General features: G+C 61.2%; 13 protein-coding genes. 8 read left to right on the plus strand and 5 right to left on the minus strand.

From position 1 onward, the window contains the following. Positions 1 to 13: 13 nt before the first annotated feature. The 5 genes from P1U55_RS05395 to P1U55_RS05415 all read left to right on the plus strand — a co-directional run bounded on the left by P1U55_RS05395 (position 14) and on the right by P1U55_RS05415 (position 8,004). Positions 14 to 1,663, plus strand: coding sequence for an alpha-amylase family glycosyl hydrolase (locus P1U55_RS05395; RefSeq protein ID WP_301046558.1), 1,650 nt, complete (start codon positions 14 to 16; stop codon positions 1,661 to 1,663). A 13-nt stretch (positions 1,664 to 1,676) separates the two neighbouring features. Further along, complete coding sequence (locus tag P1U55_RS05400) at positions 1,677 to 2,765, plus strand: ABC transporter ATP-binding protein (RefSeq protein ID WP_301046502.1); 1,089 nt, start codon at positions 1,677 to 1,679, stop codon at positions 2,763 to 2,765. Positions 2,766 to 2,947: 182 nt separating this feature from the next. Continuing rightward, positions 2,948 to 4,396 (plus strand): IMP dehydrogenase, encoded by a 1,449-nt coding sequence (gene guaB, locus P1U55_RS05405; protein ID WP_301046503.1) that lies wholly within the window; start codon positions 2,948 to 2,950, stop codon positions 4,394 to 4,396. A gap of 28 nt (positions 4,397 to 4,424) precedes the next feature. Beyond that, positions 4,425 to 5,597, plus strand: coding sequence for an RsmB/NOP family class I SAM-dependent RNA methyltransferase (locus P1U55_RS05410; protein ID WP_301046504.1), 1,173 nt, complete (start codon positions 4,425 to 4,427; stop codon positions 5,595 to 5,597). Between the two features lie 133 nt (positions 5,598 to 5,730). After that, entirely contained in the window at positions 5,731 to 8,004 is a 2,274-nt protein-coding gene (locus P1U55_RS05415) for an ATP-binding protein (RefSeq protein ID WP_301046505.1), read from the plus strand. Between the two features lie 54 nt (positions 8,005 to 8,058). On the opposite strand, the gene P1U55_RS05420 is transcribed toward P1U55_RS05415, so the two are convergent. Then, a complete protein-coding gene (locus tag P1U55_RS05420; RefSeq protein WP_301046506.1) occupies positions 8,059 to 8,676 on the minus strand; it encodes a gamma-glutamyl kinase in 618 nt (205 codons plus the stop codon). A 196-nt stretch (positions 8,677 to 8,872) separates the two neighbouring features. On the opposite strand from P1U55_RS05420, the gene recA reads away from it, so the two are divergent. The 3 genes from recA to P1U55_RS05435 all read left to right on the plus strand — a co-directional run bounded on the left by recA (position 8,873) and on the right by P1U55_RS05435 (position 13,038). Then, on the plus strand, positions 8,873 to 9,958 hold the full coding sequence (gene recA / locus P1U55_RS05425) for a recombinase RecA (protein WP_301046507.1): 1,086 nt from the start codon (positions 8,873 to 8,875) through the stop codon (positions 9,956 to 9,958). A gap of 136 nt (positions 9,959 to 10,094) precedes the next feature. Beyond that, complete coding sequence (alaS, locus tag P1U55_RS05430; RefSeq protein ID WP_301046508.1) at positions 10,095 to 12,749, plus strand: alanine--tRNA ligase; 2,655 nt, start codon at positions 10,095 to 10,097, stop codon at positions 12,747 to 12,749. Between the two features lies 1 nt (position 12,750). Next, positions 12,751 to 13,038: a DUF1330 domain-containing protein gene (locus P1U55_RS05435; RefSeq protein ID WP_301046509.1), complete on the plus strand. Its 288-nt coding sequence runs from the start codon at positions 12,751 to 12,753 to the stop codon at positions 13,036 to 13,038. A gap of 105 nt (positions 13,039 to 13,143) precedes the next feature. Here the strand turns inward: P1U55_RS05435 and typA are convergent, their stop codons facing one another. The 4 genes from typA to P1U55_RS05455 form a co-directional block, all read right to left on the minus strand. Then, complete coding sequence (gene typA, locus P1U55_RS05440) at positions 13,144 to 14,958, minus strand: translational GTPase TypA (RefSeq protein WP_301046510.1); 1,815 nt, start codon at positions 14,956 to 14,958, stop codon at positions 13,144 to 13,146. A 255-nt stretch (positions 14,959 to 15,213) separates the two neighbouring features. Further along, complete coding sequence (locus P1U55_RS05445) at positions 15,214 to 15,549, minus strand: SMR family transporter (RefSeq protein ID WP_301046511.1); 336 nt, start codon at positions 15,547 to 15,549, stop codon at positions 15,214 to 15,216. A 48-nt stretch (positions 15,550 to 15,597) separates the two neighbouring features. Further along, positions 15,598 to 16,275, minus strand: a complete 678-nt coding sequence (locus P1U55_RS05450; protein ID WP_301046512.1) for a DUF4328 domain-containing protein — start codon at positions 16,273 to 16,275, stop codon at positions 15,598 to 15,600. Between the two features lie 181 nt (positions 16,276 to 16,456). After that, the gene (locus P1U55_RS05455; protein ID WP_301046513.1) at positions 16,457 to 17,665 is read right to left on the minus strand and encodes an NADP-dependent isocitrate dehydrogenase; all 1,209 of its coding nucleotides are present in this window, start codon (positions 17,663 to 17,665) and stop codon (positions 16,457 to 16,459) included. Positions 17,666 to 17,732: the final 67 nt, after the last annotated feature.

Genomic DNA, 17,732 nt, shown 5'->3' on the forward strand with positions numbered 1-17,732 from the left:
GGCGCATATGACGATGATTTCGAGCGTGGAAGCGGCCCGCGAGGCGCGTGTGGCAAACCCGGATTGGTGGCGCGGGGCGGTGATTTATCAGGTTTATCCGCGCAGCTATCAGGACAGCACGGGCGATGGGGTGGGCGATCTTGCCGGGATCACCCGGCGGCTGGGTCATATTGCCTCGCTCGGGGTGGATGCGCTGTGGATCAGCCCGTTCTTCAAGAGCCCGATGAAGGACTTCGGGTATGATGTGAGCGATTATTGCGATGTTGACCCGATGTTCGGCACGCTCGCGGATTTTGATGCCTTGATCGTGCGCGCCCATGAGCTTGGGGTGAAGGTGCTTATTGATCTGGTGCTGAGCCACACCTCGGATCAGCATCCGTGGTTTCAGGAAAGCCGCGCCGACCGGACCAACCCGAAGGCGGATTGGTATGTATGGGCCGACCCGAAGCCAGATGGCACGCCGCCCAACAACTGGCTCAGCATCTTTGGCGGCTCGGCCTGGCAGTGGGATGGCGGGCGGATGCAATACTATCTGCACAACTTCCTGACCTCGCAGCCCGATCTCAATTTCCACTGTCCGCAGGTCAAGGCGGAGCTGCTGGAGGTGGCGGAGTTCTGGCTGGAGCGCGGGGTGGATGGTTTCCGCCTCGATACGATCAACTTTTACACCCATGACGCAGAGTTGCGCGACAACCCGGCGCTTGATCCGGCCCTGCGCAATGATCAGACCGCCCCGGCGGTGAACCCCTACAACTGGCAGGAACATCTTTACGACAAGTCCCGCCCGGAAAATCTGGGGTTTTTGCGGGAGTTGAGGGCGGTGATGCGCCCTTACGGCGCGGCGGCGGTGGGCGAGGTGGGCGATGCGCAGCGTGGCCTTGAGATCCTTGGCCAATACACGCGCGGCGATGATCTGATGCACATGTGCTACGCCTTTGAGCTGCTGGCCAAAGACCTGCCCACGGCGCAATACGTGGCCGATGTGATGCACCGCGTAGAGCGGGTGGCGCGCGATGGCTGGGCCTGCTGGGCGTTTTCCAACCATGACGTGCCGCGCCACACATCGCGCTGGGGCCTGAGCGACGCCGCAACCAGGGCCTATGCGGTGCTGATGATGTGCCTGCGCGGCTCGGCCTGCCTTTACCAGGGCGAGGAGCTGGGGCTGGGCGAGGCGGATGTGGCCTATGAAGACCTGCAAGACCCTTATGGCATTGAGTTCTGGCCCGAGTTCAAGGGCCGCGATGGCTGCCGCACGCCGATGGTGTGGGACGCGGGCGTGCATGGCGGTTTCAGCGAGGCGAGCGCCGCGCGGCCATGGTTGCCGGTCGCCCCGGAGCATTTGCTCAAGGCCGTGGCCGAGCAGGAGGGAGACAGCGCCTCGATGCTTGCGCACTACCGCCGCGCGGTGGCTCTGCGAAAGGGGTATCCTGTGCTGGCCAAGGGCGCGCAGGAGATCGAGGCCGAGGGCGATGTGCTGCGCATCACACGCCACGGTGAGGGCAAAGAGATGCTGTGCCTGTTCAACTTGAGTGAAACGGCCTGCACGGCAGAAGCGGGTGAGGGCTGGGCGGCGATCGAGAAGGCAGGCGCGCTGGGCGCGGTTGCGCCGCTAAACAGGCAAGTGGCGCTTGGGCCGTGGGGCTTTGCCCTGTTGGCGCGCTGAGGGAGGAAAGACGATGGCTGATCTGAAACTGACCGATGTGGGCAAGACCTATGGTGGCAAGGTTGAGGTTTTGAAAGGCATCAACCTTGAGATCGAAACCGGCGAGTTGATCGTATTTGTCGGCCCGTCTGGCTGCGGCAAGTCCACCCTACTGCGAATGATCGCCGGGCTGGAAAAGATCACTGCGGGCACGCTGGAGATTGACGGGCAGGTGGTGAACGACGTGCCGCCATCGCAGCGCGGCATCGCCATGGTGTTCCAGTCCTACGCGCTTTACCCGCATATGACGGTGCGCGACAACATGGCCTTTGCGCTGAAGCTGGCCAAAAAGTCTGCCGCTGAGATTGACGCGGCGGTGAAGCGGGCCGCTGACAAGCTGCAACTGACCGAGTACCTTGATCGCCTGCCAAAGGCGCTTTCGGGCGGGCAGCGCCAGCGGGTCGCGATTGGCCGCAGCATCGTGCGGGACCCGAAGGTTTACCTGTTTGACGAGCCGCTTTCCAACCTTGATGCCGCATTGCGGGTGGCGACCCGGATCGAGATTGCACAGTTGAAGGAGCAGATGCCCGAGAGCACGATGGTTTACGTGACACATGACCAGGTGGAGGCGATGACGCTGGCGACGCGGATCGTGGTGCTGGCGGACAAGGGCATCGCGCAGGTTGGCTCTCCGCTGGATTTGTATGAGCGCCCAGAGAACGAATTTGTGGCGCAGTTCATCGGCAGCCCCGCAATGAACCTGATCCCCGGAGAGGTGGTTGGCACCGGCGCGCAGACCCGAGTGAAGCTGGAGGGCGGGGTGGCAACCTCTGCCGTGCCCACCACGGATGCGCACATGGGATTGCAGGTGAACGTGGGCATCCGGCCCGAGGATTTGCAGGCCTGCGGGGCGGATGAGGCGGCGTTTACCGGCGTGGTGGAAATCACCGAAAAGCTGGGAGAGGTGACGCTGCTTTACTTCAAGGCGCAGGGCGGGCGGGATCCGGTGATTGCCAAGCTGCCGGGCATTCACAACGGGATGCGCGGCGAGGAGGTGTGCCTGACGGCGGCACCGGAGAAGGTGCAGCTTTTCGCAAACGGGCGCTCGCTGCTCTATCGTTGAGGCGGCGCAGCGCCAGCGGGCTGGGCGAGGCCGGTCACGTAGGGCTTTTTGGCGGTGCCGCGCCTCGGGTTGCCGGGGCCGTGGGGGCCGGGATGTCAATATATCGCGTATTCTCTCTTTTCCCTCACTGCATTTCGTGAAATAGGGACGTGCCAACCGATCCCACACCAAGGAGAGCCGTGATGGAGATTCGCGAGGCACTGACCTTCGATGATGTTTTGCTTGTTCCAGCCCAAAGCGGGGTGCTTCCCTCGACGGCCGATACGGCGACGCGGGTGACGCGCTCAATCTCGATGAACATTCCGCTGTTAAGCTCAGCGATGGACACGGTGACCGAGAGCCGCATGGCGATCACCATGGCGCAGGCGGGCGGCATCGGGGTGATCCACAAGAACCTCACCGTGGAGCAGCAAGCGCGTGAAGTGCGCCGGGTGAAGCGGTTTGAGAGCGGGATCGTTTATAACCCGGTCACGCTGACCCCGGATCAAACGATTGCTGACGCCAAGGCCTTGATCGAACGCTATAATTTCACCGGCTTCCCGGTGGTTGACAAGGCTGGCCGGGTGGTTGGGATCGTCACCAACCGGGACATGCGGTTTTCGCCGGGCGATGATACGCCGGTCAAGGTGGTGATGACCTCGGACAACCTGGCGATCCTGCACGAGCCGGCTGACCGTGAAGAGGCGATCAGCCTGATGAAGGCGCGGCGGATCGAGAAATTGCTGGTCACCGACGAGAACGGCAAGCTCACCGGCTTGTTGACCCTGAAAGACACCGAGCAATCCGTGCTGAACCCGACAGCCTGCAAGGACCATCTGGGGCGGCTGCGGGTGGCGGCGGCGTCTTCAGTGGGGGATTCGGGCTATGAGCGCACCGGCGAGTTGATCGACAGCGGCGTTGATATCGTGGTGATCGACACGGCGCACGGCCACTCTGACGGGGTGATCGAGGCGGTGAAACGCGCCAAGGCGCTCTCGAACGAGGTGCAGATCATCGCGGGGAACGTGGCGACGGGAGAGGCGACGCGCGCGCTGATAGATGCCGGGGCGGATGCGGTGAAGGTAGGGATCGGGCCGGGCTCGATTTGCACTACCCGCATGGTAGCGGGCGTCGGCGTGCCCCAGCTGACGGCGGTGATGGACTGCGCGGCGGCCGCGGGCGATGTGCCGGTGATTGCGGATGGCGGGATCAAGTATTCGGGCGATTTTGCCAAGGCGATTGCGGCCGGGGCCTCCTGCGCCATGGTCGGCTCGATGATTGCGGGCACCGATGAAAGCCCGGGCGAGGTGATCCTTTACCAAGGCCGTTCGTTCAAGGCCTATCGCGGCATGGGAAGCCTTGGCGCGATGGCGCGCGGCTCGGCGGATCGGTATTTCCAGAAGGATGCCGCCTCGGACAAGCTGGTGCCAGAGGGCATTGAGGGACAGGTGCCATACAAGGGCTCGGCGGGCGCGGTGATCCACCAGTTGGTTGGTGGTTTGCGCGCTGCAATGGGCTACACCGGCTGCCCGACGGTGGAAGCGATGCGCCAGAACTGCAACTTCGTAAGGATCACCGGGGCCGGGCTGAAAGAGAGCCATGTGCATGATGTTCAGATCACGCGGGAAAGCCCGAATTACCGTATGTCCTGAGGGACTTGTGAGGCGAGGTTAAAGCGTAATGACTCCTGCTGCCCGGATTGCTGCCGCCGCTGAGGTGCTAGATGAAATCCGTGGAGGTGTGGCGGCAGAGCCTGCGCTCACCCGCTGGGGGCGTGGCCACCGCTTTGCCGGCTCCAAAGACCGCGCCGCGATCCGGGATCATGTGTTTGACGCGCTGCGCTGCCGCGCCAGTTTTGCCGCTTGGGGTGGTGGAGAAACGGGCCGTGCTTTGATGCTGGGGATGCTGCGGGCGGAGGGCCGTGACCCGGCCACGGTGTTTAACGGTGAAGGCCATGCGCCGGAGCCGTTGAGCGAGGCTGAAACTGCGGCTGGTGGCGCACCAGAGGGGATGGCGGCGCTTGATTGCCCGGCATGGGTGTCGGGTGCGTTGCTGGCCAGCCTTGGCGATGATTTTGAAAGCGTTATGAGGGTCTTGCAGCGCAGAGCTGATGTGTTTTTGCGGGCTAATGTGCTGCGTGCCAGCCGGGAGGAGGCCGCGCAGGCGCTCGCTGATGAAGGGATCGTAGCCGAGCCCGGCCCGCTTGCTCCCGAGTGCCTGAAGGTGGTGGAGGGCGCGCGGCGGATCAAGCTTTCGCAGGCCTACCTTGATGGGCTGGTCGAGCTTCAGGATGCCGCGTCACAGGCGGTTTGTGCGCACATCCCGCTGCCAGAAACGGGCAAGGTGCTGGATTATTGTGCGGGAGGTGGCGGCAAGGTGCTGGCGCTGGCCGCGAGATCGCCCGGTTTGAGCTACGCCGCCCATGATGCTTTTCCAAAGCGCATGAAAGACTTGCCAGCTCGCGCTGAGCGGGCGGGTGTTGACGCGCGGCTGGTTTCTGAAAGTGACGTCGAAACAGTTGCTTACGATGTGATCCTCACAGATGTTCCCTGTTCGGGTTCAGGGGCTTGGCGCCGCCAACCTGAGGCGAAATGGGCGCTCGACCAAGCCACCCTCGATGGGCTGCTGACCGTTCAACAGGAAATACTGGACACCGCCGCGCGCCTCGTTGCGCCGCGCGGGACGTTGGCTTACGCGACTTGTTCGATGCTGAACGCTGAAAATGGCGATCAGATTTCCGCGTTTCTGGCCCGTAACAGCGCTTTCGAGATGGTATCCGAGCGGAGGTTCTCGCCGCTTGAGGGGGGAGACGGGTTTTTTCTTGCACTCCTGCGGAGATGCGGTGAGGCTTGATGCGTCTCTAAGTTGTGCTTCGGTGAGGTTTTAATCCCCGGTTAACGATTTTCGGGCGATTGTGTTGTGAACCGAATCAAGGGAGTCCCGTGCCGTGTCGCACCCCGCGCTGTCGCCACAACCAGTTGCCCGTATGGCGCAGGTCTTAAGTGAAAAGTTCTGGATCCTCGGCGGAATTTCCGCCGTGTTGATCTGTGCCGGCCTCTATCTCCCGCACCCGTCGCTCACCCTGGTCTTTCTGGCATCGGGCGGCACTCTTGTGGCGTTGGCGCTGCTGGTGCGGTTGATCTCAAGTCGCCAGGTGGCGGCCGAACAAGCCCTTTCGGAGACGATCTCAGGCTTTATCGAACATGACAACGCGCCCTCGGTGACAACTGATATGGATGGCGCCATCCGCACAATGAACAGCAGTGCCCGCGCCAAGCTTCCGGCTGAGCATGGCGATACTCTTGGCCGCGCTCTGCGTGACATGGTTGCAAACCCCGCCGCGCTGCTGTCTCGGCTGCAAAACCGGGCCGAGGCGCGAGGCCATGCGTCGGAAGATGTGGTCACACGCAAAGGGCAAATGCGCATCGTTGTGCATCGCCTCGGGGAGGAGGGGTTTCTTTGGCGGTTGGAAGAGATTGCTGAGCGGGACACTGGCCGCGGCGCCGATGCGTTGAGTCTGCCGATGATGACTGTCGGCAAATCCGGGGCGATCCTGTTTATGAACGAGGCGTTGAAACGCGTGCTTGGCGGGCGGCTCAAACGGCTTGATGAAGTGTTTTTGCAGGCTCCCAGTGATCGCTTTTCGGGGCCGATGGTGCTGCACGGCAAAGGCGGCGATCTGGCCTGCCATGTTGTTGAAATCGCAGGGCAGATCGGGCGGCGGGAGATTTATCTGTTACCTGCCGAAGAGGCCCAGGATTCTGTCCTGAACGGTGCTAGCGCGGCGATTATGGATCAAATGCCTGTCGCTCTATTGCGCATTCGCCGCGATGGCATGGTGAGCATGGCCAACCGTCAAGCGCGGGAATTGTTGGCCGAAGAACAGATGGAGGGCACAGCATTTTCGGAACTGGTAGAAGGCCTTGGCCGCTCGGTGCTGGATTGGCTAGCCGAAGTTGCGGATGGGCGCGGCCCGATCCGCTCGGAAGTCGTGCGGGCCCGCAAGTCGGTGAAAGACGTGTTCCTGCAGATATCGCTGAAGCGGGTAACAGAAGACGGTGAAATATCACTCGTGGCCGTGCTGAACGATGCGACCGAATTGAAAACGCTTGAGGCGCAATTCGTTCAAAGCCAGAAGATGCAAGCGATTGGCCAGCTAGCCGGTGGGGTGGCGCATGATTTCAACAATCTGCTGACGGCAATTTCAGGCCACTGTGACTTGCTGCTCCTGCGCCATGATCAGGGTGACCCTGACTATGGCGACCTGGTGCAGATCAATCAAAACGCCAATCGCGCGGCCTCTCTCGTTGGCCAGCTTCTGGCCTTCTCACGCAAGCAAAATCTCCAGCCGGAAGTGCTCGACATGCGTGACACCCTATCGGACCTTGGGCATTTATTGAACCGCTTGGTTGGCGAGCGGTTGCGGCTATCCCTCACTCATGATCCCGAGCTCGCCCCGATTCGCGCCGATAAACGGCAGTTGGAACAGGTAATCATGAACCTTGTGGTCAATGCCCGTGACGCCATGCCGGATGGCGGCTGTATCACCGTTGAAACCGAGAATCGCCAGCTGGACACAGAGATGCAGCGTGACCGGGTCACGGTGCCGCCAGGGGCGTATGTGGTAGTATCGGTGCGCGACGAGGGTAGCGGCATCCACCCTGATAAGATCAGCAAGATTTTTGAACCCTTTTGGAGCACCAAAGGCACCAAGGGCACGGGGCTTGGGCTTTCGACAGCCTATGGTATTGTCAAACAGACGGGCGGCTACATTTTTGTGGACAGTGTGCTGGGGGAGGGGAGCTGCTTCACGCTCTTCTTCCCGGCCTATGATCGCCCGGCCGAACCGCCGCAGGTGGTGCCCGAGCAGGTGCTGGAACAGGCCGCGCTACAGGGCGAGGGGGTGATTTTGCTTGTTGAAGACGAGGCGCCGGTCCGTGCCTTTGCGTCCCGCGCGCTCAGGATGCGCGGCTACACCGTGCTGGAGGCCGAAAGTGCGGAGGAAGCGCTGGTGGTTCTTGAGGACAACGCGCTTGAGATCGATGTTTTTGTGACAGATGTCATCATGCCGGGGATGGATGGGCCGAGTTGGGTGAAGAAGGCGCTGGAAGTGCGCCCAGGCACCAAGGTGGTGTTCGTATCGGGTTATGCTGAGGATAGTTTCGACAGTGATCAAGCGCTGATTCCCAACTCCGTTTTCTTGCCGAAACCCTTTTCCCTCAACGAGTTGACGGCGACGGTGCACCAACAGATCCATTAGCGCCGCTTCACCAGAGTTGTATTCTAGGCTCTTAAACGGATTTCCAATCCCCACCTAAACGGATTTCCAATCCCCACCGGAGACGAGTGTGCGGTAGAGAAGGAGGTCTTTCTTGAGGTTTTCCTCCAACGGCGCGTGCAAATCCTCGGCGATTTTAAGATCACCCGGTGGGGAGACATTAGCGCGGGGCAGGTCGAGTTTGCAGTCGAGACGCTCTTCGAGAAAGGCCACCAAATCTTCCATCCGTTCGTAGGGGAAGAGGTAATCAACGCCGACCTTGTCATTCTCGGTTCGCAGAAAACGCCATTGTCGCCCGAGGCGACTGTAAGGGGGCTGTGGGTCTGTCAGGTAGCCGCTGAGGAAGCTGGAAAAATCCATTTCCCGGGTGGAATTGAGCTTGCCGTTGAGGTCGTCGCGCCGACGATAGCGATACCAACTGCCCAACCAGTCAATTGGATCACGCATCATCGCAACGAACCGAAAGCGGCTGAACTCATCGTGCGTCAGTAATCGCGGCAGCGCGGTTTGCGCCCAAGAGTAGGTCATATGTTTGATTTTTGGAGGGTGGCGAAACATCACATCAATGTGTTCGGCAAGCGCCAACTCGAGCGCATGAGTTCCGGTCTTTGGTGTGGCCATCAAGACGAGCCCGGCGTCCCAAAAAATCAGCATCTACTACAACCATTCCCTGTTGGGTTTCAGGTTTTTCGTAAACGTTCACGCTTCATTAACCAAGGGGCGCGCAGGATGGTTCGGTAAGATTTGTCTTGCTTTGTTCTCTTTTTGGTCCGATACGGATTGGAACAAGAGGTGAACAATAGCAGTCATTGCCGCCCCTAGCGGCGTATGAAATAAGGATGGAAACCACATGGCAACGGCGGACCTTCTCAGCATGAGCGACAAGAAGAGCGGTGACAAGCAAAAGGCGCTGGATAGCGCTCTGGCGCAGATCGAACGGCAGTTTGGCAAGGGCTCGATCATGAAACTGGGGGGCGAGAACGCCCTGCCTGACATCGAGGCAACCTCGACCGGCTCCCTGGGTCTCGATATCGCACTTGGCATTGGCGGGCTTCCGAAAGGCCGGGTTGTTGAGATTTTCGGCCCCGAATCTTCGGGCAAGACCACGCTGACCCTGCATTGCGTGGCCGAGGAGCAGAAAAAAGGCGGGGTGTGCGCTTTTGTGGATGCCGAGCACGCGCTTGACCCGCAATATGCCAAAAAGCTCGGCGTGGACCTTAATGAACTTCTGATCTCGCAGCCCGACACTGGTGAGCAGGCGCTGGAAATTGTCGACACGCTTGTGCGCTCTGGTGCCGTGAGCATGGTTGTCGTCGATTCCGTTGCCGCGCTGACGCCGAAATCGGAACTTGAAGGTGATATGGGCGATAGCAGCGTGGGCGTGCATGCCCGGCTTATGTCACAGGCGATGCGCAAGCTCACCGGGTCGATCTCGCGCTCCAATTGCATGGTGATCTTCATCAACCAGATCAGGATGAAGATTGGCGTGATGTTCGGCTCGCCCGAAACCACGACCGGCGGCAATGCGCTGAAGTTTTACTCCTCGGTGCGCCTTGATATCCGCCGCATCGGCGCGATCAAGGACCGTGACGAGGTTGTGGGCAACGCGACGCGCGTGAAGGTTGTGAAAAACAAGGTCGCGCCGCCTTTCAAGCAGGTGGAATTCGACATCATGTATGGCGAAGGTATTTCGAAAACCGGCGAGCTTCTGGACCTTGGTGTCAAGGCGGGGGTGGTTGAAAAATCCGGTTCCTGGTTCTCTTACGGGGATGAGCGGATTGGGCAGGGGCGTGAAAACTCCAAGCTGTTCCTCAAGGAGCACCCGGATGTTGCGCTGGAGATCGAAGACAAGATTCGCGCCGCCCATGGCCTCGATTTTGATGGCGACATGAGCGATGCTGACACCGGCGAAGGTGAGGATATCCTGGAGGCGTGACCCTGCCACAGCGTTGATTTTTTTGGGCGGGCCAGTGATGGTGCCGCCCCTTTTCACATTCGCCCGTGGACAGGCCCTGACGGTGGCGATACACCTTTCCGAACCCATGGAAACCACCCTCGAGGCCGCCTGAAACATGCGCACGCTGAACGACATTCGCACCACTTTTCTCGACTATTTCGCCCGACAGGGGCATGAGGTTGTCGACAGTTCACCGCTGGTGCCGCGCAATGACCCTACCTTGATGTTCACCGCCGCCGGGATGGTGCAGTTCAAGAACCTGTTTACCGGGGTTGAGCGCCGCGATTACAGCCGCGCCACAACGGCGCAGAAATGTGTGCGTGCCGGCGGAAAACACAACGATCTGGACAATGTGGGCTATACCAACCGGCACCATACGTTCTTTGAAATGCTGGGGAATTTCTCGTTTGGGGATTACTTCAAGGACGATGCGATTGCCTTTGCCTGGGAGTTGATCACCAAGGAGCTTGGCGTCAACAAAGACAAGCTTTTGGTGACGGTTTACCATACCGACGATGAGGCGGTGGAGATTTGGAAGAAGGTTGCTGGGCTTTCGGATGATCGCATTTTGCGTATCGCGACCGATGACAACTTCTGGTCTGCCGGGCCAACCGGACCTTGCGGCCCCTGTACCGAAATCTTTTACGATCACGGCGAGCAGTTTTGGGGCGGCCCTCCGGGCACGCCGGATGAGGATGGTGACCGGTTCATCGAAATCTGGAACCTCGTTTTCATGCAGTATGAGCAGTTCGAGGATGGCCGCCGGGAGAATCTGGCGGCGCAGTCGATTGATACGGGCATGGGGATTGAGCGGGTGGCCGCGCTGTTGCAGGGCACCAATGACAACTATGCGACCGACCTGATGCGCTCGTTGATCGAGGCGAGCGGCCATGCGTCTAACAGTGACCCGGATGGCGAGGGGCGCACACACCATCGGGTGATTGCCGATCATCTGCGCTCGACCTCTTTCCTGATCGCCGATGGCGTGATGCCTTCGGCGGAGGGGCGTGGCTATGTGCTGCGGCGGATCATGCGCCGGGCGATGCGGCACGCGCATTTGTTGGGCACCAAAGACCCGTTGATGCACCGTTTGGTGCCTGCGCTGGTGCAACAAATGGGCGCGGCTTACCCTGAATTGGGGCAGGCGCAGAGCCTCATTGAAGAGACATTGCAGGCCGAGGAAACCCGTTTTCGCCAGACCCTGGATCGCGGCTTGAAGCTGCTCGATGAAGAGATTGTGGATCTGCCGGAAGGGGCCGAATTGCCGGGTACGACGGCGTTCAAACTTTATGATACCTATGGCTTCCCGCTGGATTTGACGCAGGATGCGCTGCGCGAAAAGGGCCGTGCGGTGGATACCGAAGGCTTTGACACGGCGATGGCGGAGCAAAAGGCCAAGGCGCGGGCAAGCTGGGCCGGCTCGGGTGAGGCGGCGGATGCGACGATCTGGTTTGATCTGGCCGAGGAGCATGGGGTCACCGAGTTTTTGGGCTATGACACCGAGGCGGCGGAGGGGCAGATCCTGGCCGTTGTGAAGGGGTCCGACAGGGCCAAATCGGCGGCCGCGGGGGAAGAGTTGCAGCTGGTGCTGAACCAAACGCCGTTTTATGCCGAAAGCGGCGGGCAGGTGGGCGACACCGGCGCAATTCGCACGAAAACGGGGCGCGCCGTGGTGACGGATTGCCGGAAGGCGGCGGGCGTGTTCATCCATTTTGCGCGGGTTGAAGAGGGGCAGATCGAGGCCGGGCAGGGCGCGGAGCTTGAGGTGGATCACGGGCGGCGCACGCTGATCCGGGCCAACCACTCGGCCACGCATCTGCTGCATGAGGCGCTGCGCAACGCGCTTGGTGAGCATGTTTCACAGCGCGGGTCGCTCAATGCGCCTGACAGGCTGCGGTTTGACTTTTCGCACGGCAAGGCGCTGAGCGCCGAAGAGATCGCCGGGATCGAGGCTGAGGTGAACGAATTTATCCGCCAGAACACGCCAGTTGAAACCCGCATCATGACGCCGGATGACGCGCGTGCGCTTGGAGCGCAGGCGTTGTTTGGCGAGAAATATGGGGATGAGGTGCGCGTGGTTTCGATGGGCCGCGCGGGCACCGGCAAGGGCAGTGATGGCGAGACCTATTCGCTGGAGCTTTGCGGTGGCACCCATGTGGCGCGCACCGGTGATATCGGGGCTTTTGCGCTGACCGCGGAAACGGCGTCGTCCTCGGGGGTTCGCCGGATCGAAGCGCTGACGGGGCAGGCCGCTTTGGGCGAGTTGCGTGGGCGTGATAAGGCGCTGGCTGAGATTGAGGGAATGTTGAAAAGCTCCGGGCCGGAGGTGATTGCGCGGGTGAAGTCCCTCATCGAGGAGCGCAAGGCGCTCACCAATGAGGTGGCGCAGCTTCGCCAGCAGCTTGCGCTTTCGGGCGGGGGCGAGGCCCAGGCGGAAATCGCCGAGATTAACGGGGTTCCCTTTATTGCGCAGGTGTTGTCGGGGGTGACGGGCAAGGATTTGCCGGGGTTGATTGACGCCCACAAGGAGAGCCTTGGCTCGGGGGCTGTGTTGCTGATCGCCGATGCGGGAGGCAAGGCCGCTGTGGCGGCCGGGGTCACCCGTGATTTGACCGACACGCTTTCGGCGGTGGACCTTGTGAAGGCCGCCGTGGTGGAGCTTGGCGGAAAGGGCGGCGGTGGCCGGCCCGATTTGGCGCAGGGCGGTGGCCGTGACGCCTCGAATGCAAAGGCCGCGATTGCCGCTGCCGAAGCCGTGATAGGAGGCTGATATGCCCGCACTTTGGATTGCCCATGTAACCGTGACCGATGACGAGGCCTATGGCAAATATGCCAAGCTTGCCGGGCCTGCGATTGCCGCCCATGGGGGCAGCTTTATCGCCCGTGGTGGCAAGTTTGTGCAGCTTGAGGGCAAGGAGCGGCCGCGCAATGTGGTGGCGCGTTTCCCCAGTGTTGATGCGGCGGTTGAGTGCTACCACTCGCCCGAATATCAAGAGGCGCTGAGCCACGCGAAGGGGGCCTCGGAGCGCGAATTGATGGTGGTTGAAACCTCGGAGTGAGGGGCGTTCGCGCAGCCGCAACCGGATAAGAAAAAGGGCTCCGCGATGCGGGGCCCTTTTTTTGCGTTTGTGATCCGTGTTGTGGCGTTGGAGCGCCTGTCAGCCCTAGGAGCGGGCGGCTTTTTTGCGCTCATGTGGGTCAAGGTAGCGCTTGCGCAGGCGGATCGCGTTGGGGGTCACCTCAACCAGCTCATCGTCGTTGATATAGGCGATGGCCTCTTCGAGGGAGAGGGTGATTGGCGTGGTCAGACGCACGGCTTCATCGGTGCCCGAGGCGCGCACGTTGGTGAGCTTTTTGCCCTTCAGCGGGTTCACTTCAAGATCGTTCTCGCGGGAGTGCTCGCCGATGATCATGCCTGTATAAACAGGGGTTTGCGCCCCGATGAACATGCGGCCACGGTCTTCGAGGTTCCAGAGCGCATAGGCCACGGCCTCGCCCGGTTCCATTGAGATGAGCACACCGGCGCGGCGGCCGGGAATGGGGCCTTTATGCGGGGCCCAGCCGTGGAACACCCGGTTGAGCACGCCTGTGCCGCGCGTGTCGGTGAGAAATTCGCCATGATAGCCGATCAGCCCGCGAGAAGGGACGTGGGCGACGATGCGGGTCTTGCCTGCACCGGCTTGCTTCATCTCGACCAGTTCGCCTTTGCGGGCGCCGGTGAGCTTTTCGATGACGGCGCCGGAGTGGTCGTCATCCACGTCGATGGTGGCCTCTTCGATCGGCTCCATCTTCACGCCGTCTTCCTCGCGCATGATCACCTGCGGGCGGGAGATTGAAAGCTCAAACCCTTCGCGGCGCATGTTTTCGATCAGCACGCCCATTTGCAATTCGCCGCGGCCTGACACCTCAAAGGCTTCGCCGCCCGGTGTGTCGGCGATCTTGATGGCGACGTTTTGCTCGGCCTCTTTCATCAGGCGTTCGCGGATCACGCGGGACTGCACCTTTTTGCCATCGCGGCCAGCCAGGGGGCTGTCGTTGATGCCGAAGGTCACGGTAATGGTGGGCGGGTCGATCGGCTGGGCGTCGAGCGGCTCATCAACGGCGAGGGCGCAGATCGTATCGGCCACGGTGGCCTTTTGCATCCCGGCGATGGACACGATGTCACCCGCCTGGGCTTCATCAATGTCTTGCAGGCCGAGGCCACGGAAGGCCTGAATTTTGGTGGCGCGGAACTGCTCGATCTTCTGGCCGTTGCGGGTGAGCGCCTGAACGGTGGCGCCAACCTTGAGCTTGCCGCTTTCAACGCGGCCTGTCAGCAGGCGGCCAACGAAGGGGTCAGAGCCGAGCGTGGTGGCCAGCATGCGGAAGTCTTCGTCCTGGCGCGCGATCTGGCGCGGCTTGGGGACGTGGTTGACGACCAGCTGGAACAGCGCATCGAGGTTCTTGCGGGGGCCATCAAGCTCGGCGTCGCACCAGCCGTTACGCCCGGAGGCGTAGAGGTGCGGAAAGTCGAGTTGGTCTTCGTCGGCATCGAGCGCGGCGAAGAGATCAAACACCTCGTCAAGCGCGCGATCCGGCTCGGCGTCGGGTTTGTCGACCTTGTTGAGCACCACGATGGGGCGCAGGCCAAGGGCGAGGGCCTTGGAGGTGACGAATTTGGTTTGCGGCATCGGGCCTTCGGCAGCGTCCACCAGCAGCACCACACCATCGACCATCGACAGGATGCGCTCGACCTCGCCGCCAAAGTCGGCGTGGCCGGGGGTGTCAACGATGTTGATCCGGGTGCTCTTCCATTCCACCGAGGTGGCCTTGGCAAGAATGGTGATCCCGCGCTCGCGCTCAAGGTCATTGCTGTCCATCGCCCGCTCGGCAACGGCCTGGTTTTCGCGGAACGCGCCAGACTGCTTGAGAAGCTCGTCCACCAGTGTGGTTTTGCCATGGTCCACGTGGGCGATGATGGCGATATTGCGAAGATCCATTGAAGCGCGTCCTTTGTCTGCTCGCGCCGCGCATATACGGCACCGCAGCGAAAGGCCAGCGCGAATGAGCGTTAACGGATGACTTGCGGGTGCGCGAGGACAGGGTTGCGCTGCGACGCGCAGAGAAAGCGGCCATTGGTGATCATGACTGTCTCCCAAAAAGGGGAGGTGCCAGAAAGGGCGGAGATTGCATCTCACGGGGTGCGAGCCGCTTGCCTGCCGGTTGGTTTGGGCCTGTCGAGCGGGCGGGCAGGCTCAATGGGTGGTGGTTGCCGAGAAGAGATGCAGGACCAGAACGCCCGAGATAATCAGGGCGAGGCCGATAATGGCGGGCAGATCGAGCTTTTGGCCATAGATGATAAGCCCCATGAACGCGATCAGCACGATGCCCACGCCGGACCAGATGGCATAGACAACGCCCACCGGCATGACCTTGAGCGCCAGTGACATGAAGTAGAACGACAGCGCATAGCTTAGCACCACAATTGCCGCCGGGCCGATGCGGGTGAAGCCCTTGGTGGCGGGCAGGGCGGTCGTGCCAAGCGTTTCGGTGATGATGGCGAGGATCAGGTAGAGGTAATGGGTGGGCATGGGGCGCTCCGGGCAGAAGGGGGATGAGGGCCGGTGCTTTGGCCCTGTTCAGAACGCGGTGCCACGGCGAGCGGTGCGGCTTGCCTGCGCGTCCAGCCCGGCGCTCACCTCGCGCATGTAGCGGATGAAGAGCAGGCCGGAAACCACCGTGAAGGCCGAGGCGAAGGGCGAGGACCAGTTGCTGAAGGTCACATCGGCCACGGTTTCGGCCCCCATGAAGCTGCGAAAGCCGAGGTTGGCCACCAGATTGCCGATGATCCAGCAGGCCCAGAGCGTTTTGAGGTAGCCCGGCGCGGGGGCCTTTAGGGTTTCGTCGCCCTCGGTGGCAAAGGTGATAAGCTGGCGCATTTTCTTGAACGGCATGAAGAGGTTGGCGATGGGTACGATGAACCAGAGCCAATGCGCATGCCCGCCCGAGCGCGCCTCGTTGGTGGAGAGCAGTTTGGCCAGTTCACCGGCGCGGTAAAGGAATATCGCGTTGATCACGATGCAGGTGACAAAGACCGCAAAGAAGACCATCGCGGCGATGGCTAACACCCCGTAGAGCGCCAATAGGCCGTCACTCAACGCGTCTTCGTAGAGCATATCAGGCGGCAGGCCGGAGAGCATGAAGCTTTCGGCCACATCAAGGGCTGAGAGGGCCAAATCAACGATGAGGTAAGCCACGGTAAAGCCCACGGCGAGAGGAAGGATACGGGTGGACGGGGTTTTGGTGTGGCTGGTCATGGCGGCAGGATAGGGGCGCGGGCAGGGCGGGCCAACAGGAAGATCGCGGGAGCCGCGCTTAGGCCGGTGGTTGGCGGGCAACCGTAGCCGATGGGCCACGCCCCGGCGTGGGGGCGGTTGTGGTTTGGGGCCAGGCGGCGTGGGTGGGGTGCGGTGGGCGCAACGCCCACCGCCCGGATTTTTACAGTGCCTTTTGCAGGTTCTCGTCGATCTTTTCGAGGAAGCCCATGGTGGTGAGCCAGCTTTGTTCGGGGCCGACGAGCAGGGCGAGGTCTTTGGTCATGTACCCGGCTTCGACCGTGTCGATCACCACCTTTTCCAGCGTTTCGGCAAAGTGCATCAGCTTGTCGTTGTCATCCAGCTTGGCACGGTGCTTCAGCCCACCCGTCCAGGCGTAGATCGAGGCGATGGAGTTGGTTGAGGTGGCCTCGCCCTTCTGGTGCTGGCGGTAGTGTCGGGTGACGGTGCCGTGGGCGGCCTCGGCCTCAACGATCTTGCCATCGGGCGTCATCAATTGAGAGGCCATGAGGCCGAGCGAGCCAAAGCCCTGTGCCACGGTATCGGACTGCACATCGCCATCGTAGTTTTTGCAGGCCCAGACAAACTTGCCGTTCCACTTGAGGGCGCAGGCGACCATATCGTCAATCAGGCGGTGCTCATACCAGATGCCCGCTTCCTTGAACTTCTCTTCAAATTCGGCCTCGTAGATCTGCTGGAACAGGTCCTTGAAGCGGCCATCATAGGCCTTGAGAATGGTGTTCTTGGTGCTGAGGTACACTGGCCAGCCGATATCGAGCCCATAGTTGAGCGAGGCGCGGGCAAAGTCGGCGATGCTGTCATCAAGGTTGTACATGCCCATGTAAACCCCGGCGGAGGGCGCATCATAAACCTCGCGTTCGATCACCTCGCCATCCTCGGCCTCGAACTTCATCGTTAGCTTGCCCTTGCCGGGGAAGTGGAAATCGGTGGCCTTGTACTGATCGCCAAAAGCATGGCGGCCAACCACGATGGGAGAGGTCCAGCCGGGCACGAGGCGCGGCACGTTCTGGCAGATGATCGGCTTGCGAAACACCACACCGCCAAGGATGTTGCGGATGGTGCCATTGGGCGAGCGCCACATCTTTTTGAGGCCAAATTCCTCGACCCGCGCTTCATCGGGGGTGATGGTGGCGCATTTCACGCCAACGCCAACCTCTTGGATCTTTTCGGCGGCATAAATGGTGATCTGGTCATCGGTCTCGTCGCGCACTTCCATGGCGAGATCGTAATAGAGTAGATCAATATCCAGATAGGGCAGGATCAGCTTTTCCTTGATGAAATGCCACATGATGCGGGTCATTTCATCACCGTCCAGCTCGACGACGGGGTTTTCTACCTTGATCTTGGACATCGCGTTGTCTCCCTGGGGGCCTGGTGGATTTTTGCCTAGAGTCGCCGCTTGCAGTAAAGCGGCGGGG

The sequence above is a fragment of the Vannielia sp. genome, assembly GCF_029212645.1.
Taxonomy (GTDB): Bacteria; Pseudomonadota; Alphaproteobacteria; order Rhodobacterales; family Rhodobacteraceae; genus Vannielia.